This is a genomic window from Pseudomonas sp. AC242 (assembly GCF_979258655.1).
Genome location: NZ_OZ409873.1, coordinates 2,318,920 through 2,343,374, shown reverse-complemented (window position 1 = coordinate 2,343,374; position 24,455 = coordinate 2,318,920). Strand labels below are relative to the sequence as shown.

Sequence of the window (24,455 nt, the reverse complement as noted above, 5' to 3'; positions counted from 1 at the left end):
GCGAGTTTCGCCAGTACGTTATGGCGGCTATGCGTGGGGCACTTCGGTGCGCCGGGATCCTTGAGCCTGGTCTGCTAACCCGCGTACAGCCGCCACCCTATCCGTTTAGCAGCGATGGATGACGGCTCCATATCTCAAGGAGCTTTACCGATGATCAAACCAACACCAAACCCACCTGAAACCGACCTCGCCTCCCCCTACGAATCCCACGACTCCAAAAAACTCAACGACGCCGCCGAACGCGCCCTCGATCACTACCTCTGCCCACCCGGCTCTACCCCACCGCCACGCAAAACCCGCCGGATGTACGCCGTCACTGCGGACTTCAAAAACGAGGAACTGCTGGCCGACGCCAGCGAAACTCTCGCCTCAGCCAGAACCATCGCTCATGACTTCGCCCACCTCATACCCGCGTCGCAGCGCAGAACGCTGCTGGGTATTGCGCAACTGATCATGCTCGGCGAACTGGCGGTGAATCGAGTGATGGATAATCTGCAGTTGCCGCAGTAGCGGGCCTCTATGATCGTTCCCACGCTCTGCGTGGGAATGCAGCCCGGGACGCTCCGCGTCCCTTCCGAAGCCGAACGCGGAGCGTCCGTTGAGGCATTCCCACGCGGAGCGTGGGAACGATCACGCTTTCGCGAGCAGGCTCGCTCCCACACTGGATCGGGGAGGTTTGGAGGAAAAAGTGGCGGAAGGCAGCCGGAGTCGAACCTGCCCGGGAACGGATGCCGTCCCCAACCGGGTTTGAAGCCCGGCCGCGCCACCGGGCGCGATTGCCTTCCTTGAACTCATTGTGCGTTGGCGTGGGCCAGCGCGTTGTCGGGGCGGATCTGGCGGGATTCGCCTATGCGTCGGGTCAGGCCGACGCGGTCGAAATATTCCAGATACTGAATGCAGCGTTTGCGACCCAAGCCTAGCGCATCACGGAAGGTTGTCACCTGGATCTGCGGATTTTCCCTGGCCAGTTGGAGCAACACGTTGGCCATTTGGCGCAGTTGCACGTCACTCAAGAACAGGTCGCGTACCACTTGATGCATCAGACCGAGCCGCGCCAGTTTGCGCAGCAGCAGGCGCACGACGGCGTCGTCCTGACCGAGCATTTTCGCGATGTCGCGCACCCATGGCGGGTCGAAACCGGCCTGTTCGAACAGCGGTTGCAGTTGCAGCCAGAGGCTTTCGTCCTCAGCATTCAAGCGCACTTGATGATCCGGCAAATGCAGCCACGGCCCGCTTGCCTGAATCGATCCGGCGGTGAGCAATTCATCCAGCAAACTGACAAACGTCGAGCGCTCCAATGCCAAGCCGCTGAAGCGGCGCAGGCGATCGCGATCCGGGCCCATCTGGTCGGGCTCCAGTTCATGGAACTGCGCGAGTTGTTCCAGCAGAGTGAACTTCAGCTGCGCCCAGCGCTGCACGTTAAACAGCAACTGGCCTTGGCGCGTGTCGATCAGGCGTACGTTTTCCGCTAACGCCCACGTTGAGCGCGGACGATTGAACTGACGTTCGAGCCTCAGCGGGTCGAGACCGCCCGCACTGTAGTTGAGCAACACGGGCAGGACCTGTTCGAACTCGTCGCCCGAGACCAAGGAGCGCAATTGCGCTAGACGTTCCGGGCTACGACGCTGTCGCGCCGGGGCGAACGGGTCGAGGACCTGGCCGCCGCCCAAGGTGCGTTGTGCGCTCTGGTCGCGCAGGATCAGCCGATCACCTTTCACCGCGTGCACCGGCGCATTGATCAGCAGTTGCGCGAACATGTGTTCGCCGGGACTGAGGCGCGGGCCTTCGAGCAACGCCACCCGTGCAATCACATCCTGCGTGCCGAGGTGCACGTGCACCGGGTGGAAGTGTTCGAAGGTGCGTTCACCGGGTAACAGTTGAAAGTCGATGTCGACCCGCTGCGTCGGCGCGTGCAGCCACTCGCTGAGTAACCACTGGCCGCGATGGATCTGCGCCAGTTCAAGGCGTTCGCCGCTGAGGTTCAACGCCACTCGCTGGCCGGCAAAGGCCTGTTCGGCGGGTTGATTTTGGGCGTGCAAACCTCGCACCCGCACCGATTTCCCCGAAGGCCCGAGGATGAGCTTGTCGCCGACGGCGACCGTGCCCGACAACGCCGTCCCGGTCACCACAATGCCGGCACCGGTAACGCTGAACGCGCGGTCGATGGCCAAGCGAAAAGCGCCTTCACGACTGCGTTCGTGCACTTCGTTTTGCGTCTGCACCAGCAGCTCGCGCAAGGCCTCAACGCCCTGTCCGCTCAGGCTCGACACGGTGAGGATCGGCGCCTCGGCAAACGGCCCCGGAGCGAGCAGGTCCAGCACCTGCCGCTGCACCTCTTCCACCCTGCCCGCCTCGGCCCGGTCGCATTTGGTGATCGCCACCAAAGCGCGCGGGATGCCGAGCAATTCGACAATCGCCAGATGCTCGCGGGTCTGCGGCATCACGCCGTCATCGGCGGCAACTACCAGCAACACCAAGTCGATGCCTTGCGCGCCGGCGAGCATGTTGTGGGTGAATTTCTCGTGGCCGGGGACGTCGATAAACCCGGTCAGGCCGGCGCCGGGTGCGAGTTCGACATAGAGATAGCCAAGGTCGATGGTCATCCCCCGCTCGCGCTCCTGCGGGCGGCGATCGCCGGTTTGTCCGGTCAGGGCTTGCAGCAACGAGGTCTTGCCGTGGTCGATGTGCCCCGCCGTGCCGATAATCACGAATCGACCTGCAACTGTGGCAACTGCGCGAGCCACGCCGGCTCATCGTCGAGTTGGCGCAGATCCAGCCACAGTGCATCGTCGTCGATACGACCGAGCACCGGGATCGGCAATGCACGCAACGCCGCTTCCAGATTCAACAGGCAACGCCCGCGCAAACGCTTGGAGACTTGCGGGCGACAACACAACGCTGCACTCGGCAGACGCGCCACCGGTTGGCTGCCGCTGCCGATCATGCCCAAGGCCTCGACTGCACTGACCTGCCAGATCTCACCCAACCGTTCAGCCATCAAGGGCTGCAAGCGCAAAGCCTGGGCGAAGATCTCAGCCTGCGGGCGAGTCAACAGACGCAAACTCGGCAGACGTTCAGCGAGGCGATCGGGATCACGATACAACCCGAGCACCGCTTCCAGCGCCGCCAAAGTCAACTTGTCCACCCGCAGCGCGCGTTTCAACGGGTTCTTCTTGATCTTCGCGATCAGCTCTTTACGCCCGACGATCAACCCGGCCTGCGGGCCACCGAGCAATTTGTCGCCGCTGAAGGTGACGATATCCGCGCCATCCAGCAGCGCCTGACGCACTGTCGGTTCGGCCGGTAACCCCCAACGGGTCAGATCCAGCAGGCTGCCGCTGCCCAGGTCTTCCAGCAACGGCAAGCCGTGTCGATGGGCCAGCTCGGCCAGTTCAGCAGTCGGCACCCGCGCGGTAAAACCTTCGATGCTGTAGTTGCTCGCATGCACGCGCATGATCAAACCGCTGCGTGGGCTGATCGCCGCTTCGTAGTCGCGGGCATGGGTGCGATTGGTCGTGCCGACTTCGTGCAGACGCACACCGGCACGGGCCATGATGTCGGGAATGCGGAAGGCGCCGCCGATTTCGATCAGCTCGCCACGGGAAATGATGCCTTCCTTGCGCGCGCCCAGACTGTTGAGCGTCAGCAACACTGCGGCGGCATTGTTGTTGACCACGGTAACGGCTTCGGCGCCGGTCAGTTCGCGGATCAGGCCTTCGATCAGGTCATCGCGATCGCCGCGTTTGCCGCTGGCCAGATCGAATTCCAGATTGAGCGGATAACGCGCGGCCATCTGCACGGCGTCGATGGCTTCGTCCGGCAACAAGGCGCGGCCCAGATTGGTGTGCAAGACGGTGCCGGTCAGGTTGAACACGCGGCATACGTTGCTGCGCTGTTGCTGGGCCAGACGTTCACCGACGCGGCCGGCAAGCACTTCGGGGCTGATTTCGACGGCTGACAATTGCCCGTTCAACACGCCGGAACGTAGCTCATCGAGCAACTGACGCAAACTTGCCAGCAGCGACTCACGGCCGTGACGCTCAAGTAAAGGCCCACACGCAGGATGACGCAACAGACCATCAATGGAAGGTAACCGCAGGGACATCAGCCACTCCTGGAGACAGATCACTGCGCCAGAGTGTAGACGCTCAGTTCATTCGTCTCCCGGTGCCAGCAACAGATTCGGTGCCAGCCGCTGATAACCGTCCTGCGCCAGGCGCATGTCCAGCAACAAACTGGTGAGATCCGCCGACAACGCCTCGGCATCGGCATCGTTTTCCAGATACACCAGCTTCAGATAACTGTTACAACCCGGACAGACCTCCGCCCGCAGCGGTGCCTGATTTGCAGCGTGGCGATCGTCCTCGAGGCTCAGATAATCAAGCCCTTTGCTCGACTCGCAATACACGCACTTGACCCGCACCACATGCCATTCGCAGGCACACAGCGAACACACCAGATAACGCAAACCATTGTGCTTGCCGCGATGGCGAATGACCCCGGCCATCGCCGGTGAACCGCACGCCGGGCATTGACTGAGGCTGTCACCGGGTTTGAGTTGCAGATTCGGCGCGCTTAGCAGCCAGTGACTCCAGGCCACTTGCAGCGCCGCACCGAGAAACGGCACCAGTTGCGCGGGCACCATTGTGTATTGGCCACTGACCAGCGCCACCGCCCACGCGCGTAACTGGCCCGAACTGGCGACCCGCAACGTCGTCACCGCATCAATGACGGCAGGTTGCTCAGCAGGTTCATAACGCTGCAGCAAAGCTTCAAGGTAAGCCTGCCAGCCCTCTTCGCGCACCAACGTATCGGCGGCAAACGGCGGCAAACCATGCTGCTGACAGGCTTCAATCCGTTGTTGATCGAACGGCGCCGTCAACGGCGGATCGTCGAAGACCTGCTGCTGCACCCGGCACAATCCGGCAATCAGTCGCAGGTATTCAGCCAGCGCATGCCCCTCGGCCAGTTGCTCCAGTCGATCAGCCCGCAGCGCAAACAGGTTCGAAGGCGGCAGATGCAGAAACGGCGGCGAACTCGCCGCCGCTTCAATTTCCCCAGGTTCCAGAATGGTTGGCAAGAGTCAGCCCTTTTTGGTGATCGGTCGTTCCGGCACATCCGGTTGGCGTTCGTCGCGGGTGATGTCGCGATACCAGAGTTCATGGTGTTTCCTGGCCCAGGCGCGGCTGACCCAGCCGTGCATCATTGCGTCCACCGAACCCTTGATCCACAGCCCGGCGTAGATGTGAATGATGATGCTCAGCACCAGAATAAACCCGGCCAGCGCATGCAGGAGCATCGCCCAGCGAATCACGGTGATGCCGAAATACGCACTGAACCAGGCGCGCCAGATCACCAGCCCGGTAAACAGCAAACCGAGCATGCACAGCAGTAAAGTCCAGAACAGCAGCTTCTGCCCGGCGTTGTATTTGCCCACCGGCGGCACGCTTTCTTCGTCGTTAACCAGCACCCGATCGATGCGGCGCAGCCACTTGCCGTCGTTGCTGATGAAGAAGTTGGCACGCCAGAAACTCAGCACCAGACCGAGGAAAAACACGAACATGGCGATGCCCATGTACGGATGCAGAATCCGCGTCCACGGCCCGCCGCCGAACAGGTTGCTGAGCCAGAACAACGACGGATGAAACAACGCCAGCCCGGACAGCCCGGCCATGAAAAACAGGATTGCCACCAGCCAGTGATTGGTGCGCTGGTTGGCGGTGTAACGCAGGATCGTCTTGTTGCTCATGGCCGGTCCTCCCCGCGTGGATCGAAGGTGTGCACTGCCGGATCGACAACGTGCACCGAGGTGTCGGGTGGTGTTGGGTGTTCATCCTCTTCCATCCGATTCGGGCCGATACGCACGTAATGGAAGAACCCGGCCAGCACCGCCGCGCCCATGGCCAGCAGGCCCAGCGGTTTGCTGATGCCTTTCCACAGGCCCACCAACGGGCTGATCGCCGGATCCTGCGGCAGATTGGCGTAGATCGTTGGTGTGTCAGCGTGGTGCAACACGTACATCACATGTGTGCCGCCAACGCCTGCCGGGTCATACAGACCGGCATTCTCGAAGCCACGGCTTTTCAGGTCGACGATGCGTTCGGCAGCGTGTTCCTTCATGTCTTCCTTGGTGCCGAACACAATGGCCCCGGTCGGGCAGGTTTTCACGCAGGCCGGTTCCAGCCCTACCGCCACGCGATCGGAACACAAGGTGCACTTGTAGGCTTTGTGATCCTTTTGCGAAATGCGCGGAATGTTGAACGGGCAACCGGTGATGCAATAACCGCAACCGATGCAGTGATCCTGATCGAAATCGACGATGCCGTTAGCGTGTTTGATGATCGCGCCGGGGCTCGGGCACGCCGCCAGACAACCGGGCTCGGCGCAGTGCATGCAGCCGTCCTTGCGGATCAGCCACTCGAGGTTGCCGGCGTCGGTTTCGTGCTCGGTGAAGCGCATCAACGTCCAGGTTTCTGCACTCAGGTCTTGCGGGTTGTCGTAGGTGCCGTGGTTGTGGCCGACCTCGTCGCGCAGCTCGTTCCATTCCGAGCAGGCGACCTGACAGGCCTTGCAGCCGATGCATTTGGTGGTGTCGATCAGCTTGGCCACCGCCTCCTGATTCCTCACCGATGGCGGCACGGTGGTAGTGGCCGAGCGGGCAATGATGTCTTGGCTGGCCATTTAAAGATTCTCCATTAGAGCTTCTCCACGTTGACCAGGAATGACTTGGATTCCGGGGTCTGTGTGTTGCCATCGCCGAGGAACGGCACCAAGGTGTTGGTCAGATAACCGTGACGCGTCAAACCGGTGAACCCCCAGTGCAGCGGGATGCCGATCTGATGCACGACCTGGCCGTTGACCTGCAACGGCCGGATCCTTTTCGTCACCACCGCCACCGCTTCGATAAAGCCGCGTTTGCAACTGACGCGTACGCGATCACCGGCAGCAATGCCCTTCTCTTTCGCCAGCACTTCGCCGATTTCGACGAACTGCTCCGGTTGAGCAATCGCGTTCAACTTGCAGTGCTTGCTCCAGAAGTGGAAATGCTCGGTCAACCGGTAACTGGTGCCGGCGTACGGGAAGTCCTTGGCCTCGCCGAGGGTTTCCCAGACCGAATCGAAGATCCGCGCCGCCGGGTTGCTGGTGGCTTTCTTGTTTTGCGGGTGCAGCGGGTTGATGCCGATCGGCGTTTCGAACGGCTCGTAGTGCTCGGGGAATGGTCCTTCGTTCATCTTGTCGACGGCGAAGAATCGCGCGACGCCTTCGGGGTTCATGATGAACGGGTTCATCCCGGCTTCCGGTGGTACGTCGGCCTTATAGTCCGGCACGTCGGTGCCGCCCCAAGCTTTGCCGTTCCACCACACCAGACGTTTTTTCGGATCCCACGGTTTGCCGGCGACGTCCGCCGAAGCACGGTTGTAGAGAATTCGCCGGTTGGCCGGCCAGGCCCACGCCCAGCCTTGATGCTGATGCATACCGAACGGGTCGCTGTTGTCGCGGCGGGCCATCTGGTTACCGGCCTCGGTCCAGCTGCCGGCGAAGATCCAGCAACCGGACGCGGTGCTGCCGTCATCCTTGAGCAAGCCAAACCCGGCCAATTGCGAGCCGGCCTTGACCGTCACACCCGTGGCATCGGTGAAATCGGCCACGGCGCTGCCGTTGATTTCCTTGGCCAACTCTTCCGGCGAAGGTTCGTCGGGGATCTTGTACGGCCACGTCAGTTTCAACAGCGGATCGGGGAATTTGCCGCCCTCGGCCTGATAACGCTTGCGCAGGCGCAGAAACAATTCGCTCATGATGCGGATGTCGGTCTGCGCCTCGCCCGGGCCATCGGCACCTTTCCAGTGCCATTGCAGCCAGCGACTGCTGTTGACCAGCGAGCCGTCCTCTTCGGCAAAACAAGTGGTCGGCAGGCGAATGACTTCGGTCTGGATCTCGGCGCTTTTCACGTCGTTGTACGGCCCGACGTTGTGCCAGAACTCCGAAGTTTCGGTAGCCAGCGGGTCCATCACCACCAGCCATTTCAGCTTGGCCAGTGCGCCCATCACGCGGTTCTTGTCCGGTAGTGCCGCGATCGGATTGAAGCCTTGGCAGAAGTAGCCGTTGACCTTGCCCTGGCTCATCAGGTCGAACATCTTCAGGACGTCGTAGTTGGGGATGTCGAGTTTCGGCAAATGGTCGTAGCACCAATTGTTCTCGACGGTGGCGTTGGCGCCGTACCACGACTTCATCAGGCTGACGTGGAACTTGCTGTAGTTCTGCCAGTAGGAAAGCTGTCCGGGTCTAAGCGGAACCTGCGTGCGTTTGTGGATGAACTGGGCGTAATCCTGCTCCATGTCGCTGCCCAGGGTCAGGTAGCCCGGCAGTGCGTTGGAGAGTAAGCCAAGGTCGGTCAGTCCCTGAATGTTCGAGTGACCGCGCAAGGCATTGACGCCACCGCCTGGCATGCCGACGTTGCCCAGCAGCAGTTGCACCATTGCCGCGCTGCGGATGATCTGCGCGCCGATCGAGTGCTGCGTCCAGCCGAGGGCGTAGAGAATCGTCATGGTCTTGCCCGGGATCGAGCAGGTGGCGATCTCTTCCCAGATTTTCTGCATGGCGTCGACCGGCATGCCGCAGATCTGGCTGGCGAGGTCGATGTTGTAGCGGCTGTAATGCTGCTTCATCAATTGATAGACGCAACGCGGATCCTGCAGGGTCGGGTCGACTCTGACGAAACCGTCCTCGCCCAGTTCGTAACCCCAGCCGGACTTGTCGGTGTAGCTGCGCTTGGCGACGTCGTAACCGCTGAAGATGCCGTCTTCGAAGCCATAGCCTGCTTTGACGATGAACGACACGTCGGTGTAGTTGCGCACGTATTCGTGCTGAATCTTGTCCTCGGTCAGCAGGTAATTGATCAAACCGCCCATGAAGGCGATGTCGGTGCCAGTGCGGATCGGCGCGTAATAGTCGGCCACGGACGCGGTCCGGGTAAAACGCGGATCGACCACGATAAGCCGCGCAGCGTTGTGCGCCTTGGCCTCGGTCACCCATTTGAAGCCGCACGGATGCGCTTCTGCTGCGTTGCCGCCCATCACCAGGATCAGATTCGCGTTGGCGATATCGGTCCAGGTATTGGTCATGGCACCACGGCCGTACGTCGGGGCAAGACTTGCCACCGTCGGGCCGTGTCAGACACGCGCCTGGTTATCGAACCCCAGCATGCCGAGACTGCGAATCACCTTCTGAGTTATGTAACCGGCTTCGTTGGACGCCGCCGACGCGGCGAGGAACCCGGTGCTCAGCCAGCGATTCACCGTTTGCCCGTTGGCATTTTTTTCGATGAAGTTGGCGTCGCGATCGGTCTTCATCAGGTCGGCGATGCGGTCGAGCGCTTCGTCCCAACTGATCCGCGTCCATTCACTGCTGCCCGGTTTGCGGGTTTGCGGGTAGAGCAATCGGCCGGGGCTGTGAATGAAGTCGAGCAGGCCTGCGCCTTTCGGGCAGAGGGTGCCGCGATTGACCGGGTGGTCGGCATCGCCCTCGATGTGAATGATGCTTTGCGCTACGTTCTTCGCGGTATCGCCCTGGCTGTACATGATCAACCCGCAACCGACCGAGCAATACGGGCAGGTGTTACGGGTTTCATGGGTGTGGGCTAGCTTGAAGTGGCGCACCTGCTCGGCGAAGGCTGGCGTCGGGGCCATGCCCAACGCGCCCAGGCTCGAGCCTGCAAGGCCGATACCGGCGACCTTGAAGAACTGACGACGGCTGAGATCCATCGTGCACTCCTGATCAGGTGGAACCCGGTACTGCTGCCGGGTTTTATCTGGACAATCACGGTTGCGGCAAACGTCTGCCGACCTTTTCACTGTAGACAATGACCACACGATCTGTGTGAAAACCGACCGTCGGCCGTTTGTCGGCACTCCTGCTAACAACCGCAAACCCTGTGCTGGCTTGCCAGCGATGACGTCGGCTCCTCCAACAATGATGGTGACTGACCCACCGCTATCGCTGGCAAGCCAGCTCCCACAGGGTTTGAGTGTGTTTCCAAAGGGACATGGGTTTATCATGCCCGCAGGACCAATCCCGCCTTCACGAGACCGCGCATGACTTTCGATTTTGATCAGGTATTCGACCGCCACAACACCGGCAGCACCAAGTGGAGCCGCTATTCGGCCGATGTGTTGCCGATGTGGGTCGCTGATATGGATTTCGCCGCGCCACCGGTGGTGATCGAGGCATTGCAGCAACGTTTGCTGCACCCGCTGGTGGGTTACAGCGTGGCGCAGGACAACTTGCGTGAAGCCATCGTCGCCGACCTCTGGGCCAAGTTGGCCTGGAAGGTCAAACCGCAAGAGCTGATCTTCCTGCCGGGAGTCGAGTCCGGCTTCAACATGGCTTTGAAGGCGCTGGTGCAGCCGCAGCAGAACGTTGTGGTGCAAGTGCCGAACTACCCGCCGCTGCGCCACGCGCCGGGGCATTGGGGGTTGAACAAGGTCGAGCTGGAGTTCGTCGCGCAGGCTGACGGCACTTACCTGACGCCGCTGGACGTGTTGCGTGAATCGCTGAACGGTGGCGGCGCGCTGCTGCTGAGCAACCCGCACAACCCGATCGGCAAGGTGTTTGGCCGTGAGGAACTGCAAGCGGTGGCGGATATCTGCGCGGCGCAGGACGCCTGGATCATCTCCGACGAAATCCACGCCGAACTGTGCTTCGACGGTCGCGTGCACATTCCGACCGCGTCGCTGAGCACGGAGATCGCCGAGCGCACCATCACCCTGATGTCGGCGAGCAAGGCGTACAACATTGCCGGCCTGAAGACCTCGTTCATGATCATCCAGAACACCGCCCTGCGCGAACGCGTCAACCACGCCCGTTGCGGCATGGTCGACAGCGTCAATCCGCTGGGCATGGAAGCCACGCGCGTGGCTTACAGCGAAGGTGGACCGTGGCTGGCCGAGCTGAAAACCTACCTGCAAGCCAATCGCGACTGGCTGGTTGAAGCGGTGCGCAGCCGCTTGCCTGGCGTGACCATCAATGTGCCGCAGGGCACTTATCTGGCGTGGCTGGATTGCTCGGCGCTGGACCTGGACAACCCGCAGCAGTTCTTCCTTGAACAGGCCAAAGTCGGGCTGAGCCCGGGTCTGGACTTCGGCGATCAACACCAGCAGTTCGTACGCCTGAACTTTGGCTGCCCGCGCTCGCTGCTGGAAGAAGGCATCGCCCGCATGGAGCGTGCCCTGACTCAGCGCAACACCTGAAAACACCACATCCCCTGTAGGAGCTGCCGAAGGCTGCGATCTTTTGATCTTGCTTTTTTAGAAGATCAAAATCAAAAGATCGCAGCCTTCGGCAGCTCCTACAGGGAATTTGCGTCGCGTGTAAATCCGATCGAACTCACGGCAAAGGCACCGGGTCAACCACCCATACCTGCCCTGAGACCTCGGAGACCCGCGATGACCGACCATCCAAAACCACCCTTCCCCGCACAAGCCCAAGCCGTGCCCGGCGCGCAAGGCAAAATGCAGCCCTACCCCGACTGCGGCGAGCAAAGCTACGTCGGCTCCGGGCGGCTGGCCGGCAAGATCGCCCTGATCACCGGCGCCGACAGCGGCATCGGCCGCGCCGTGGCAATCGCCTTCGCCCGTGAAGGCGCCGATGTTGCCGTCGCCTACTTGAATGAACATGAAGACGCCAAAGAAACCGCGCGCTGGGTCGAACAGGCCGGGCGCCAATGCCTGCTGTTGCCGGGCGACATCGCGCAAAAAGCCCATTGCCAGGCCTTGGTCGACAAGACCGTTGAACGCTTCGGCCGCATCGATGTGCTGGTCAACAACGCTGCGTTCCAGATGACCCACGAAACCTTCGAAGAAATCCCCGACGAGGAATGGGTGATGACCTTCGACGTCAACATCACCGCAATCTTCCGCTTGTGTCAGGCCGCGATCAAACATATGCGTGCCGGCGCGTCGATCATCAACACCAGTTCGATCAACTCGGACATGCCCAAACCCACCCTGCTCGCCTACGCCACCACCAAAGGCGCGATTGCCAACTTCACCGGCGGTCTGGCGCAGATGCTCGGGCCGAAAGAGATTCGCGTGAACTGCGTGGCACCGGGGCCGATCTGGACGCCGTTGATTGTCTCGACCATGCCCGATGAAGAAGTGCAGAACTTCGGCGGCAACACCCCGCTCGGCCGCCCCGGGCAACCGGTTGAAGTGGCGCCGATCTACGTGCTGCTGGCCTCGGACGAAGCCAGTTACATCACCGGCCAGCGCTATGGCGTGACCGGTGGTAAACCGATGTTGTGATGACGCCTTCGCCAACGCCTACAGTACAACTGAAGGCCCATTGAACACGGTGCGATTGCCGTCAGATCAAACATTTGAGGGCGGCAGATCATGAGTTTTATCGTGTGGGTCGCCGTACTCGGCGCCGTCCTGCTGACCCTGGCACTGACCTCGTCGTATCTGCGCTGGATGCCGGTGACCACGTCAGCAGTTTGCTTGTTGCTGGGGATAGGCATCGGCCCCAGTGGCCTCGATCTGCTGAAGTTATCCCTGGAAGACGCCTCGCTGTGGATGGAGCACCTGACGGAAGTCGCGGTGCTCTTCTCCCTGTTCGTCTGCGGCCTGAAGCTGCGCCTGCCGCTGCGTGACAAACGTTGGCGAATCGCCTTTGGCCTCGCCGGGCCAGTGATGGTGCTGACCATTGCCGGGGTTTGTCTGCTGCTGCACTTTGCGTTGAGCTTGCCCTGGGGGCCGTCGCTGTTGATCGGCGCGATTCTGGCACCGACCGATCCGGTGCTGGCGGCGCTGGTTCAGGTCAACGATGCGCGGGATGTCGACAGCGTGCGTTTCGGCCTGTCGGGTGAGGCCGGGCTGAATGACGGGGTGGCCTTTCCGTTTGTGATTCTCGGTTTGTTGTTGATCCACGGTGACGGCTCTGCCGCCGAGTGGCAGGGCTGGGTTCTGCGCAATTTATTGTGGGCGGTGCCCGCAGGATTGCTCACCGGTTACTGGATGGGCCGCGGTATCGGTCGGGTGACGCTTTCGCTACGTATCCGCAATGACGACAGCACGCTCAGTCCGAATGACTATCTGGCGTTGTCACTGATCGCCTTGGCCTATGTCGTCGCCGAGGCGATTGGCGGCTATGGCTTTCTGTCGGTGTTTGCTGCCGGGCTGGGCCTGCGTCAGGTCGAAGTGAAATCCACCGGCGCAGGGCAGCCACCCGCCGAGCATCTGGTGCAACCAGTGGTCGGCCACCAGAACGTCGAGCCGCAGCACGCGGTGCACGGCGACACGGAACGGCTGGAGAGTGACCAGGTCGCCGCCGGCATCATGATGGGCGACATGCTGTCATTCGGCGGTCTGGTCGAGCGCGCCATGGAAGTGTTTCTGGTAACTCTGCTCGGCGTGGTGCTGGTGGCGCATTGGGATTGGCGGGCGTTACTGGTGGGCGGCGTGCTGTTCTGCCTGATCCGCCCGGCCTGCGTTGCGTTGATGCCTTGGGGCGCATTGCTGGAGGGCCGCCAACGGCTGTTGATTGGCTGGTTCGGCATTCGCGGGATCGGTAGCCTGTTCTATCTGTTTTACGGCTTGAATCACGGGCTGACCGATAGCGTCGCCACCTTGTGTACCGACCTGACCTTGTCGGTGGTGGCACTGAGCATTTTGCTGCACGGCATCAGCACACAACCGATCCTGGCTCGCTATGAGCAGCACAAGAAACAAAAATCCTGATTTTTAATCCCGAGTTTTATCGACTAATTGATCGAACATTTTTCTGTAAAAAAATGGATCCCTGCTTAATCACCGGCAGTCACAAGCATAACCCCTCGCCGGATACGTCCGGCGAGGCCCGGCAGGTTCGGTTCCCCTGCGGCGCTACGCCTATGAAACGGAATCCTTGAAGAAAAAGGTCACGGTCATGAAAGAATGCTCGACTCCTGCGCAAATCAAGGCTTGCAGAGCACTGGCTCTGGAACGCAATCGTCAATTGTTCGATAACGCCCACACCCTCAATCGAGCGGCCAATGCGCTGCTTGAGGTTGAACATCTGGACATCGAACAATTCGAGCACTACCGAGCACTGCGCAAGAAAGCCGATTTGATGTTTGAAGATGCCATCGACCATTTGTGTGTCTTGAACGAGGACTTCCCGCCGATTCCGATGTCTTCGCAAAACTCGATGGCGCTGCGTCGAGAGCTTGAAACTGTGGAGTGAGGCAGAAAAGCCCCTCACCCTAGCCCTCTCCCAGAGGGAGAGGGAACTGACCGCGGTGAATGGTCGGGATACGCCGACTTGAGATACCGAGTCGAATGCGGATTTTTGAATACGACGAGGACCGGCTCACTACGGTGCGAACCTTGACAGCCCCTCACCCTAGCCCTCTCCCAAAGGGAGAGGGAACTGACCGAGGTGAATGGTCGGGAAACGCCGACTTGAAGTACCGAGTCGAACGCGGATTATTGAATACGACGAGGACCGGCTCACTACGGTGCGAACCTTGACATCCCCTCACCCTAGCCCTCTCCCAGAGGGAGAGGGAACTGACCGAGGTGGATGGTTGAGGTACGCCGACCTGAGATTCCGAGTTGAACGCGGACTTTGGCCTGAGGTACCGAGCCGAACGCAGATTTTGAACAGCACAAAAATCTGCTCCCTTCCCCCTCGCCCCCTTGGGGGAGAGGGCTGGGGTGAGGGGGATCGATCTGAATGGCAACACAAAATCCAAGCGAATGAAAAAGCCCGGCCACATAGGCCGGGCTCTTCTAGAGCTGCCCATCACCCCCCAGGATTGGTCACCTGAATAAACACCGCATAACTCCCCAGCAACACCCAAAACGTCGCAAAGATCCACGGCGTGCGCACCGAAAACAGCAGCGACTTGCGATAACCCTTGTGGCTCGATTCCATCTCGCTGAACAGCGGCGACTCGTCATACGCCAGGCCCATCAGCGGTTCGCTGTGGAGCAAGTGGCTCTGCTTGAAATGCCAGTGATCGATGATGTCGTACGCCGCGCGAATCCCCGGCCAGGCGTTCAGCGAGCTAAGCAACCCGAGGAGTGCCAGAAACGGTGGCACCACCAGCGTGAACAACTTGCCCCACTCCGGGTTGAGGTTGGCCATGCAGGACGCAAAGGCGATCACCAGAAACGATTGCGCCGCCAGATAGGCGTCGGTGCGGTTGGCGAGGATGCTGGTTTCGTACTGGATCTCCCGCCGATAGAAATCCAGCCGTTCCTTGGGTGAGCCGAACATTTTGGCGTTATGTTCGGTCAGGGTTTCTTCAGCAGTGGGCTCGGTCAGTATGCGAGACAAAAAGTGCATGCTCCGGGGTGGGGAAAACCTTTAGAAGTCCCCGTTGGCGCGCAAGTTCAGACGGATTGACCGACGTTTTTTTTCATCGACTGAGCAATGATTGCCACCAGATTCATTTGCGTGAACGGCTTGGGCAGCCGTGGCAGTTGCGCGGCAAAACCTTCCAGACGCTCGGCGTAACCGGTGGCCAGGATGATCGGCAGGTCCGGTTTGAGCACGCGCACGGCATGTGCCAGTTGTGCGCCGCTCATCTGCGGCATGGCCATGTCGGTGATCATCAGGTCGATGACCTCGCCCTGATCGAACAACGCCAGCGCCTGCGCACCGGACGTCGCACTGACCACCCGATGGCCAAGGTCTTCGAGCAGCAGACTGGTGCTGGTCAACACCAGCGAATCGTCATCCACGACCAGCACGCTCAGTCTCGGCACCACCACCGGCTCGGCGTGAGGCAGCGGCGGCTTGTTGGCCATGCCCGCGACGGCCACCGGAATCCACAGTTCCGCCGTAGTGCCTTGGGCCTTTGCACTCTTGAGGATGAAACGGCCACCGAGTTGCTCCATGAAGCCGTGGACCATCGACAGGCCCAGTCCGGTGCCCTTGCCCAGCCCTTTGGTGGTGAAGAACGGATCTCTGGCCGACGCCAGCGTGTGCTCATCCATGCCCTCCCCGCTGTCGATTACGCTGAGGCAGACATAACGCCCCGCTGGCAGGTCCGAATGCCCCAGCTCAAGCACCACTTGCGGTTCGGCAGTGATGCTCACCGTACCTCCATCGGGCATGGCGTCGCGGGCGTTGGTTGCCAGGTTAAGCAACGCCAACTCCAACTGATTGGTATCCGCCAGCACCGGCTCGATATCTTCGGGAAACCGCGTATCGATACGAATGCCCGGCCCGAGGGAGCTGCGCAGCAACCCGGTGATGCCCTGGACCAATTGCGCGATATCCACCGATTCGGTCTTCAGTTCCTGACGACGGGCAAAGGCCAGCATGCGCTGGGTCAGCGACACGCCGCGCAAAGCGCCCTGAGTGGCGTTCTCCAGCAGGCGGCTGATTTTCGGATCGTCGCCCACGCGTTTGTGCACGATCTCGAGGTTACCGAGAATCACCGTCAGCAGATTATTGAAGTCATGGGCGACGCCGCCGCTGAGTTGGCCGATGGCCTGCATCTTCTGCGCCTGGAACAGCGCTTCACGGGTTTTCTCCAGCGCTTGCTGCGCCAGGTGGGCCTCGGTGATGTCGCGGGTGATTTTGGCGAAACCGAGCAACGTGCCGGTGTCACCACGAATCGCATCGACCACCACATGAGCGAGAAACCGCGTGCCGTCCTTGCGCATGCGCCAGCTCTTGTTTTCAAAGCGGCCTTCGCGGGTGGCGATTTCCAGCGCCCGTTGCGGCTCGCCGAGTTCGCGATCTTCAGGGGTATAAAAAATCGAAAAATGCTGGCCGATGATTTCTTCCGGCAGATAGCCCTTGATTCGCTGCGCGCCCTGGTTCCAGTTGCTGACCCGGCCTTCGGGACTGAGCATGTAGATCGCATAATCAGTGACGCCCTGCACCAGCAAACGGAACTGCTGTTCGCTTTGCTTGAGGGTTTCCTCGGCCATCTTGCGGTCGGTCAGGTCGCGGGTGATCTTGGCGAAGCCGAGCAGCTTGCCGTCGGGATCAATGATCGGATCGATCACCACGTGCGACCAGAAGTTGGTGCCATCCTTGCGCACCCGCCAGCCCTCGCCTTCGAAGCGCCCTTCACGAATCGCGGTATCGAGCGCCCGTTGCGGCAGACCGGCGGCGCGATCCTCAGCGGTATAAAAGCGGGAGAAATGTTCGCCGAGGATTTCCGCCTCTTCATAACCCTTGAAGCGTTTGGCGCCGGAATTCCAACTGGTGATGATGCCGTCGGGATCGATCATGTAGATCGCATAGTCGACCACCGCATCGATCAATAGACGAAAACGCATCTCTTCGATCGCCGCGGTCTTGTTTTTCTCGCTCATCACACTCACCAGCCATTGTCATGATCGGAAGTATGCGGCAATCCAGCGAATTGGGAAGCGGCCGTCTCATGATTGATCGCCCACCAGCGCGGCAGCAGTTGTTTGATCCGGCTCTCGGCAAAGCGGTCGTCAATCAGCATCACCACGCCGCGATCCTCGCGGGTACGGATGACTCGTCCGGCGGCCTGCACCACTTTCTGCACGCCGGGGTACAGGTAGGTGTAGTCGTAACCGGCACCGAAGATGGCGGCCATGCGGTACTTGAGTTGTTCATTGACCGGATTGAACTGCGCCAACCCCAGCGTGGCAATAAACGCGCCGATCAGCCGCGCACCGGGCAAATCGATGCCTTCGCCAAACGCACCGCCCAACACAGCAAAGCCGATGCCCTGGCTGTGTGCGGTGAACTGGTCGAGAAAGGCCTGCCGCGCGCCTTCGAGCATCCCGCGCGATTGCTGCCAGAGGGTGATGTGCGGATAACGCTCCGCCAGCAACGACGCCACTTGTTGCAAATAATCGAAGCTGCTGAAAAACGCCAGATAGTTGCCGGGGCTCTCGCTGAACTGCCGCGCGATCAGCTCGACAATCGGTTCCAGCGAGGCCTGACGATGGTTGAAACGCGTCGAGATGCGGCTGACGATTTGCACCTGTAACTGCTCGGCGCAAAACGGCGACTCAACGTCGACCCACACGGTGTCGGCGGGCGTACCGAGCAAGTCAGCGTAATAATGGCGCGGACTGAGGGTCGCGGAAAACAGCACGCTGCTGCGCGCCGCTTTCAGGCGCGGGCCAATGAACGCGGCCGGCACCACATTGCGCAGGCACAATTGCGACAGCGGCTTTTTGCGCTCGAGGTCGCGCTTGCTGATATCGAACAGGTAATGCTCGTCGTACAGCTCGGCCACCCGGGCGAATTGCAGCAGGTCGAAGTAGAAGTTCTGCAAGGCGCTGTCGAGACCCTGCGGGTGGTCATTGAGGTAATCGCCAATGGCCGCGCAACACAGCGAGATGGCGTGCAGGAGTTTTTCCGGCGCCTTGTCGTACGCCTGATACGCCGCCAATTGCGGCGCATGCAGCGCGTTCCATTCACGGTTGACCCGTTGCAACGCGTTCTTCAGCGCCGCCGGCGCGGTTTTGCGCACGCTGCCGAGGGTGAACTGATCAAGACTGGCGCTGTACATCTGCCGGCCACGTTCGACGAGGTTATGCGCCTCGTCCGCCAGCACCGCGACTTTCCACTGATTGAGCTGGGCGAGACCGAACAGCATCGCGCTGAAGTCGAAGTAATAGTTGTAGTCGGCGATCACCACGTCCACCCAACGGGCCATCTCCTGACTCAGGTAATACGGGCACACCGCATGTTGCGCGGCGACCTCGCGCATGGCCGCTTGGTCGAGCAGGCGGATTCGACTTGCTGCCTCACGCGCGGCTGGCAGGCGATCATAAAAACCTTGGGCCAACGGGCAGGATTCGCCGTGGCAGGCTTTGTCCGGGTGTTCACAGGCCTTGTCGCGGGCGACCATTTCCAGCACCCGCAAAGGCAAGGCTGGTGACTGATCGAACAACACCTGACTGGCATCCAGCGCCAATTTGCGCCCCGGTGTTTTGGCAGTGAGGAAAAACACCTTGTCCAGTTGCTGCGGCGCCAGAGCCTTGATCATCGGGAACAGCGTGCCGAGGGTTTTGCCGATACCGGTCGGGGCTTGGGCCATCAGGCAGCGTCCGGTGCTGACGGCCTTGAACACCGACTCGGCCAGATGCCGCTGACCGGGACGAAAATCGGCATGGGGAAACGCCAATTGTTGTGCGGCGAGATTGCGCGCCTCGCGATGAGCCATTTCTTGTTCGGCCCATTGCAGGAACAGCGTGCATTGCTGCTCGAAAAAAGCTTTCAACGCATCTGCACTGAACGCCTCGACCAGACAGGTTTCCTTCTCGCTGACGATGTCGAAATACACCAGCGCCAGATTGATCTGTTCGAGTTCGAGCTTGCGGCACATCAACCAGCCGTAGATCTTCGCCTGCGCCCAGTGCAACTGGCGGTGATTGGCCGGTTGCTTGCTCAGGTCGCCACGGTAGGTTTTGACTTCTTCCAGGCAGTTTTGCGCCGGGTCGTAACCGTCCGCCCTGCCCTTGACCTTCAATTGCCGGAACTCGCCTTCCAGCGCCACTTCACTTTGATATTTTTCGCTGCGCCGCGAGGCCACGGTGCGGTGGCCGGCGATGCCTTCCAGCGCCGTGGGGGATGGAGTGAAGCGCAGGTCGAGGTCGCCGGTCTTGGCGGTGAACTCACACAGTGCGCGCACGGCAATGCTGTAGCTCAAGCGCTCTGCTCCGCCCATTGCACGTAACACACGGCCACCGGCATCTGGTGTTGATGACAGAATTCGAGCCAGCGCAATTGGTTGTCCTGCAGGCGATCGCCGGGGCCTTTCACTTCAATCATCCGGTAGGTTTTGTGCTGCGGCCAGAACTGGATCAGGTCGGGCATGCCGGCGCGGTTGGCCTTGATGTCGAGCAGCAAACGGTTGAACCAGTGCTTGAGATGTTCGGCGGGCAGACAGGCCAACGCCTGTTCCAGCAGTTGTTCATTCACCGCGCCCCAGAACACGAACGGCGACTGGATGCCCCATTTGTCGACAAAGCGCTGGCGAATGGTCGCGGCATAGCGACCGTCGTCGAGTTCGCTCAGGCACGCCTGAAACAGCTCGGCGCGGCGTTGCTGGAAGTCTTCGTTGAGCAGGTCCACCGGGCCACGCTGGAACGGGTGAAAAAACGCCCCGGGCAACGGCGCAAAGATCGCCGGCCAGCACAACAAGCCGAACAGCGAATTGATCAAGCTGTTTTCCACGTAATGCACCGGGCCGTCGTCATCGTGCAAGTGCGCCTGCACGTAATACTCCACGGACAACCCAGGATCGCTGCGCGGCAAGTGCAGATCCAGACGCTCGACCGGTCTGGCCGCTGTGCGCTTGAGTGGCGGGCCACCGAGTTTGCGCCGCAGCCTTGGCAGAATCCGTTGCAGGCCCTGCTGCTCGGCGGCACTTTCCGGTGCCTGTTCTGCCAGTGTGGCGAGTTCCAGCGCCAACGGGTATTCGCCGCTGCGCTCGAGCACGCGGATCATGCGCAAACGGGCGCCAGGATAGGCGCAGTCGCGGTAAATGCTCAGGGCCAGGGCAAATTCGCCGATGCGCTCGCAATACTGACCGATCTGGAACAACACCTTGCCACGCCGGCGTTGCAGCCACGGGTTGTCGAAGTGCAAGGCACTGACCTGCGCGACGATGGTGTCCAGCGGCTCACCGGCCTCGAAACGCAATTGGCAGTTGTGCAGGAACAGGCAGGCGTCGACGTCTGCGCGACTGCGCAGGCCCCGCGAGTCGGCGCAGAATTCGACTTTTTCATAGGTGAAGATGCCAAGGTCGGCGAGAACGAATTCCGACCAGTCTTGATACAGGTTGCCGAAGAACATCAGCCGCAAGCGGTCGCACAAGTCCATGATGGTCAGGCTGAACAAACGATCATCGAGCAGCGGCGCCCAGTCGCGCAGGCTGCGAGTGTCAGCAAACTGCTCGGCCAGTACCGGCAGCCAATCGTCCTTGCGACCCTTGGGCTGCTCGATGAAGGCTGCAAAGGCTTGCAGGATCTCGGCCTTGAGCAACACGTCGAACAATTCGGCGAGGGCCAGCGGCGCGTGTTCGTCGATCCAGCCGTGCCCCAGCAACGGCTGCGCGGCCTCGGCGATGTCACCGATTTCAACGTAATTGAGTTTGCCGGCACGAAAATGCACGCCCTTGCGCATCACCATCCGTACCAGCAAACCCTGCGAGGCGCGAGGCAAGGCCTTGAAGTCGCGAATGAACCCATGTTCCGCTTCGCTCATCACATCGGCATAGCGAAGCTCAAGCCAATCAAGTACTTGCCGGAAGTTGTTAAGGTAATAGAACGGATCGTCGAGGGGATTGGCAGTCACGGGAATTCTGGGCCATGGCGAACGAGTACTGGTTATGCGTACAGATACCAGCTGTGCCCTGCCCGGCGCAAACGGAAAATGATCAATGGCATTTTTTCGCCGGGCCATCGAACTTTTCCCCCGGGGATGGCACCAACCGCGTTAGAGGGCCGACAATGCTCGGCATCATATCGAATGAGGATTTAGAGGTGGGTATGAAAATCAAATCACTGGGCATCCCTTTCGCCATCGCTGCGGCGCTGACACTGGCCGGTTGCTCGACCCCGACGGTGGTCACTCTGCAGAACGGCACCCAGTATCTGACCAAGGACATGCCGAAGACCAAAACCAAGGATGGCTTCTATGAGTTCGAGGATATTTCCGGAGCCAAGGTGAAGGTCCGTGCTGATGAGGTCGCCACGGTTCGCGAAGAAGACTAGGTTTCGCTCGTGTCGATCATTCCCACGCTCTGCGTGGGAATGCAGCCCGGGACGCTCTGCGTCCCTTCAAAGCCGAACGCGGAGCGTCCGTTGAGGCATTCCCACGCAGAGCGTGGGAACAATCATCGCGTGTTATTCGAAAGTCGGCATACCCGGCAGGCTTCCGTCGCAAGGCATGTACGTGCCACCCCGCTTGACCACTTCCCCCTGCAAGCGCCGGCAGCGTTCCAGATCCTGTTGCGCCATACGATCGATGCTCAGATTGCCGGTGGTCTGCGGCTGTTTACTGTCACCCAGGCGCAGGGTCACGAACGGTTGTTCGGGCTGGATCTGAAAGCGGCTCTTCTCTTCGACCGATTCGACCGCCTCGGTTTTCGGCGGGCTCGGCAGTTGGTCGGTGGTAACGCCGTAACGGCTCAGAATCGAGCTTTGAGGCAGATCGGCGCAGGCATTGGCCGAACCCAGCGCCAGTGCAACGAACCCGACATACCCCTTGAAACCTTTCACGTTTGAATCTCCTGTACTCAATGGCGGCTAGCTGTAGAACGTGTGCGCACGTGCTGGCTTTAGGCCGCACTTGCTGTTTTCGCAGGGATTTGAGTCAGGTCGTGGCCATCGAGTCACTTTTGAAACCGAGTTATCGTTCTTCGCGAGCAGCCTCGCTCCCACAGGGGATTTGCAAACGACACAGATCCAGTGTGGGAGCGAGCCTGCTCGCGAAAGGGCCCTTACCGGCACCCCATCAACCTCAGGCGATCACAACACCGTCAGCACTCAGGCTGTTGAGTGACACCCCGACCAACGTCACCGAATCGTTGCCAAACGTCAGCACCGTATCCTGTCCAACGGTCGCGGCATGGGCACGGAAGTCCTCCGCCGGCAAAACTCCCTGCACGCCAAGAAACACCAGTTTGTCATTCGACGTGTAACCCACCACCCGGTCCTGCCCGAACGCACCGTTGAACAGAAACGTATCCGCCCCGCCCCCCGACTCCATCAGGTCGTTACCGGCGCCGCCGACAAACACGTCATTGCCGGTACCACCAATCAGGTGATCGTTGCCATCCAGGCCGAACAACCAGTCGCCGCCGGCATGTGCCTTCAGCGTGTCGGCGCCAGCAGTGCCTTTGACGCTGGACTCGTAAGCAGTGACGTTATTGCCGACCTTCAAGCCGCTCGCCGTGACGCTGTGGGTCACATCATCCTTGAACAGGCCCCAGAGAAACCCCGGTTCCTTGGTGACAATGCTACCGATGTCGCGGGTAATGCTGATCCCGCCGTTGGCATCGCGCACGTACAGATTGCCGGCGCCGTCGTTGGCGAAGTCGAAGTTCTTCACCGCGCTTTGCAGATCGAGGGTGTTGCTGCCCTGCCCGCCAAGGATGACGTTGTAGCCGCCACTGTCGCGGAAAGTGTCATTGCCGGCGCGACCTTCCAGGTAATCGTTGCCGCTGCCGCCCTGGATCAAGTCGCTGGCGTCGCTGCCGATGATGAACGTGCTGCCCTTGTGGGTTTCGGCGTTACGGTTGAGGTCCTGCACCCAGGTGTTGGCCCGCGCCGGGTCCGAGAGGTTGGCGACGATGATCGTCGAGTCGCGACTGGTCAGGTCGTAGAATTTTGAGTCGATCACCCGGTTCATGCCGTCGCCATACGCGGTCGGCAAGTGCGAGATCCAGGTGGGAATGTTGAGGATCGAGTACGGCAGCAGATTCCACGCGGTTGAGGCGTAGTGATCGTTGAAGCTGACGATGTTGTCGGTGGCCGATACTTTGGGCGCATCGTGCACGCCGACGGAGGCGCCGGTGAAGGTCGAACCGTCGAGGGCGCGGAACACCGGGTCGTTTTCGTAGCCGACGTTGAGCACTTTGTCGGTACTGCTTTGGGTTGGCGAGGCGTAGGCGATGTAGTTGGAATCGGCAAAGAAACCGCCCCACTTGCCGCCACTCAGATCCGCCATGCTGTTGACCGCCAGGCCGCCGAGGCTGTGACCACTGACCAGCACGTCCTTGCCGCTGAGGCCGTTGGCCTTGGCAAACGCCACCACATCATTGAGCAGATTGCCGAACGCTTCGCCGACATAATTCTTGGCGTAATCCTTGGGACCGAAGGCGGCGAGCAGGTCGTTGATCACGTCGCCGATGGAGTCGAGGATCAGGTTCTCACGTGGGCCGCTGGTGCCACGAAAGGCAATGCCGAGCTCGGTGAGATGGCCCTGAGCGTCGTACTTGCCGAGGATTTCCACTTGCGCGGTGGTGTAACCGGCCTTCTCGCCGAAGAAAGTTCCCCGCGCGTCGGTCTTGCCGTCGTAGCCTAACTGCGAGGCGGTGATGGGCGTCCAGCCGGCCTTTTTCACGGCGTCGAGGGCGAGCTTTTCCGAGTCGGGGTTCCACGGAATGCCGGGAATCACCCCTTGCGAATCGGTACCGCCGAGCAGCGCCGTGACCAGCGTGGCGGGCAGGCCAAGGCCGAAACCGTTGTGCTGATAACCGGCGGCAAAGCCGTTATCGAGGTTGTGGTAGGAATACAGCGTGATTGCCATGGCATCACTGAACAACGCCTTGGAATCGGCTGTGCCGAAGTTCTTGTAGTCATACACACCCATTGCTATTGCCTCTCTCTTGTTGGAATTGTTAGAGATAGCTCACAGCCAGGGCGCCCCACGGGGACGCCCCGGAGCATTTCGATACAACACTTCTTTAACGCGACCTTTGTAGGAGCTGCCGAAGGCTGCGATCTTTTGACTTGCTCCTA

At 60.6% G+C, this 24,455-nt stretch carries 18 protein-coding genes and 1 tRNA gene; 6 read left to right on the top strand and 13 right to left on the bottom strand.

The genetic code is table 11. From position 1 onward, the window contains the following. Positions 1-150: 150 nt before the first annotated feature. On the top strand, positions 151-510 hold the full coding sequence (locus ACZZ0A_RS10595) for a DUF6124 family protein (RefSeq protein WP_414915118.1): 360 nt from the start codon (positions 151-153) through the stop codon (positions 508-510). Positions 511-689: 179 nt separating this feature from the next. Here the strand turns inward: ACZZ0A_RS10595 and ACZZ0A_RS10590 are convergent. The 7 genes from ACZZ0A_RS10590 to fdnG form a co-directional block, all read right to left on the bottom strand. Continuing rightward, positions 690-785, bottom strand: a tRNA-Sec gene (locus ACZZ0A_RS10590). Between the two features lie 6 nt (positions 786-791). Further along, positions 792-2,708, bottom strand: coding sequence for a selenocysteine-specific translation elongation factor (gene selB / locus ACZZ0A_RS10585; protein ID WP_463544086.1), 1,917 nt, complete (start codon positions 2,706-2,708; stop codon positions 792-794). After that, complete coding sequence (selA, locus tag ACZZ0A_RS10580) at positions 2,705-4,108, bottom strand: L-seryl-tRNA(Sec) selenium transferase (RefSeq protein ID WP_463544085.1); 1,404 nt, start codon at positions 4,106-4,108, stop codon at positions 2,705-2,707. Before selA ends, selB begins: the two co-directional genes overlap by 4 nt. Positions 4,109-4,153: 45 nt before the next feature. After that, on the bottom strand, positions 4,154-5,080 hold the full coding sequence (gene fdhE / locus ACZZ0A_RS10575; protein ID WP_463543002.1) for a formate dehydrogenase accessory protein FdhE: 927 nt from the start codon (positions 5,078-5,080) through the stop codon (positions 4,154-4,156). A gap of 3 nt (positions 5,081-5,083) precedes the next feature. Next, positions 5,084-5,749, bottom strand: coding sequence for a formate dehydrogenase subunit gamma (locus ACZZ0A_RS10570; protein WP_447785344.1), 666 nt, complete (start codon positions 5,747-5,749; stop codon positions 5,084-5,086). Further along, complete coding sequence (gene fdxH / locus ACZZ0A_RS10565; RefSeq protein WP_463543001.1) at positions 5,746-6,681, bottom strand: formate dehydrogenase subunit beta; 936 nt, start codon at positions 6,679-6,681, stop codon at positions 5,746-5,748. The genes ACZZ0A_RS10570 and fdxH overlap by 4 nt, the downstream gene beginning before the upstream one ends. A 14-nt stretch (positions 6,682-6,695) precedes the next feature. Continuing rightward, a complete protein-coding gene (fdnG, locus tag ACZZ0A_RS10560; protein WP_463543000.1) occupies positions 6,696-9,761 on the bottom strand; it encodes a formate dehydrogenase-N subunit alpha in 3,066 nt (1,021 codons plus the stop codon). 330 nt (positions 9,762-10,091) lie between these two features. On the opposite strand from fdnG, the gene ACZZ0A_RS10555 reads away from it, so the two are divergent. From ACZZ0A_RS10555 to ACZZ0A_RS10540, 4 genes are all read left to right on the top strand, one after another. Further along, positions 10,092-11,246: a MalY/PatB family protein gene (locus ACZZ0A_RS10555; protein WP_463542999.1), complete on the top strand. Its 1,155-nt coding sequence runs from the start codon at positions 10,092-10,094 to the stop codon at positions 11,244-11,246. 195 nt (positions 11,247-11,441) lie between these two features. Further along, entirely contained in the window at positions 11,442-12,299 is an 858-nt protein-coding gene (locus ACZZ0A_RS10550; RefSeq protein WP_007914862.1) for a glucose 1-dehydrogenase, read from the top strand. Positions 12,300-12,389: 90 nt separating this feature from the next. Beyond that, positions 12,390-13,733: a cation:proton antiporter gene (locus ACZZ0A_RS10545; protein WP_123375160.1), complete on the top strand. Its 1,344-nt coding sequence runs from the start codon at positions 12,390-12,392 to the stop codon at positions 13,731-13,733. A gap of 187 nt (positions 13,734-13,920) precedes the next feature. Then, the gene (locus ACZZ0A_RS10540) at positions 13,921-14,217 is read left to right on the top strand and encodes a hypothetical protein (protein WP_095113281.1); all 297 of its coding nucleotides are present in this window, start codon (positions 13,921-13,923) and stop codon (positions 14,215-14,217) included. A 561-nt stretch (positions 14,218-14,778) separates the two neighbouring features. Here ACZZ0A_RS10540 and ACZZ0A_RS10535 read toward each other — a convergent pair. Genes ACZZ0A_RS10535 through ACZZ0A_RS10520 form a run of 4 tightly spaced genes read right to left on the bottom strand, consistent with a single transcriptional unit; the run spans position 14,779 to position 21,285 of the window. Further along, positions 14,779-15,315 carry a hypothetical protein gene (locus ACZZ0A_RS10535; RefSeq protein ID WP_007914867.1) on the bottom strand — a complete coding sequence of 179 codons (537 nt, stop codon included), beginning with the start codon at positions 15,313-15,315 and terminating at the stop codon, positions 14,779-14,781. Positions 15,316-15,371: 56 nt separating this feature from the next. Next, positions 15,372-17,312, bottom strand: a complete 1,941-nt coding sequence (locus tag ACZZ0A_RS10530) for a hybrid sensor histidine kinase/response regulator (protein WP_123375159.1) — start codon at positions 17,310-17,312, stop codon at positions 15,372-15,374. Between the two features lie 5 nt (positions 17,313-17,317). Beyond that, the gene (locus ACZZ0A_RS10525) at positions 17,318-19,636 is read right to left on the bottom strand and encodes an ATP-dependent DNA helicase (RefSeq protein WP_463542998.1); all 2,319 of its coding nucleotides are present in this window, start codon (positions 19,634-19,636) and stop codon (positions 17,318-17,320) included. After that, a complete protein-coding gene (locus ACZZ0A_RS10520; RefSeq protein ID WP_463542997.1) occupies positions 19,633-21,285 on the bottom strand; it encodes a VRR-NUC domain-containing protein in 1,653 nt (550 codons plus the stop codon). Before ACZZ0A_RS10520 ends, ACZZ0A_RS10525 begins: the two co-directional genes overlap by 4 nt. Before the next feature lie 194 nt (positions 21,286-21,479). Here ACZZ0A_RS10520 and ACZZ0A_RS10515 point away from each other — a divergent pair, with 194 nt between their 5' ends. Then, positions 21,480-21,704, top strand: a complete 225-nt coding sequence (locus ACZZ0A_RS10515; protein WP_042705060.1) for a YgdI/YgdR family lipoprotein — start codon at positions 21,480-21,482, stop codon at positions 21,702-21,704. A gap of 132 nt (positions 21,705-21,836) precedes the next feature. Here ACZZ0A_RS10515 and ACZZ0A_RS10510 read toward each other — a convergent pair whose 3' ends face one another. After that, positions 21,837-22,211, bottom strand: coding sequence for a hypothetical protein (locus ACZZ0A_RS10510; protein WP_463542996.1), 375 nt, complete (start codon positions 22,209-22,211; stop codon positions 21,837-21,839). Between the two features lie 241 nt (positions 22,212-22,452). Next, positions 22,453-24,306, bottom strand: coding sequence for a polyurethane esterase (locus ACZZ0A_RS10505; RefSeq protein WP_463542995.1), 1,854 nt, complete (start codon positions 24,304-24,306; stop codon positions 22,453-22,455). Positions 24,307-24,455 lie beyond the last annotated feature (149 nt).

Bases quoted from the DNA above. Each gene is read 5' to 3' on its own strand.
- ACZZ0A_RS10595 (WP_414915118.1), top strand. From the start codon at position 151: ATGATCAAACCAACACCAAACCCACCTGAAACCGACCTCGCCTCCCCC.
- ACZZ0A_RS10505 (WP_463542995.1), bottom strand. From the start codon at position 24,306: ATGGGTGTGTATGACTACAAGAACTTCGGCACAGCCGATTCCAAGGCG.
- ACZZ0A_RS10550 (WP_007914862.1), top strand. From the start codon at position 11,442: ATGACCGACCATCCAAAACCACCCTTCCCCGCACAAGCCCAAGCCGTG.
- ACZZ0A_RS10530 (WP_123375159.1), bottom strand. From the start codon at position 17,312: ATGAGCGAGAAAAACAAGACCGCGGCGATCGAAGAGATGCGTTTTCGT.
- ACZZ0A_RS10570 (WP_447785344.1), bottom strand. From the start codon at position 5,749: ATGAGCAACAAGACGATCCTGCGTTACACCGCCAACCAGCGCACCAAT.
- fdxH (WP_463543001.1), bottom strand. From the start codon at position 6,681: ATGGCCAGCCAAGACATCATTGCCCGCTCGGCCACTACCACCGTGCCG.
- ACZZ0A_RS10545 (WP_123375160.1), top strand. From the start codon at position 12,390: ATGAGTTTTATCGTGTGGGTCGCCGTACTCGGCGCCGTCCTGCTGACC.
- ACZZ0A_RS10540 (WP_095113281.1), top strand. From the start codon at position 13,921: ATGAAAGAATGCTCGACTCCTGCGCAAATCAAGGCTTGCAGAGCACTG.
- ACZZ0A_RS10555 (WP_463542999.1), top strand. From the start codon at position 10,092: ATGACTTTCGATTTTGATCAGGTATTCGACCGCCACAACACCGGCAGC.
- ACZZ0A_RS10515 (WP_042705060.1), top strand. From the start codon at position 21,480: ATGAAAATCAAATCACTGGGCATCCCTTTCGCCATCGCTGCGGCGCTG.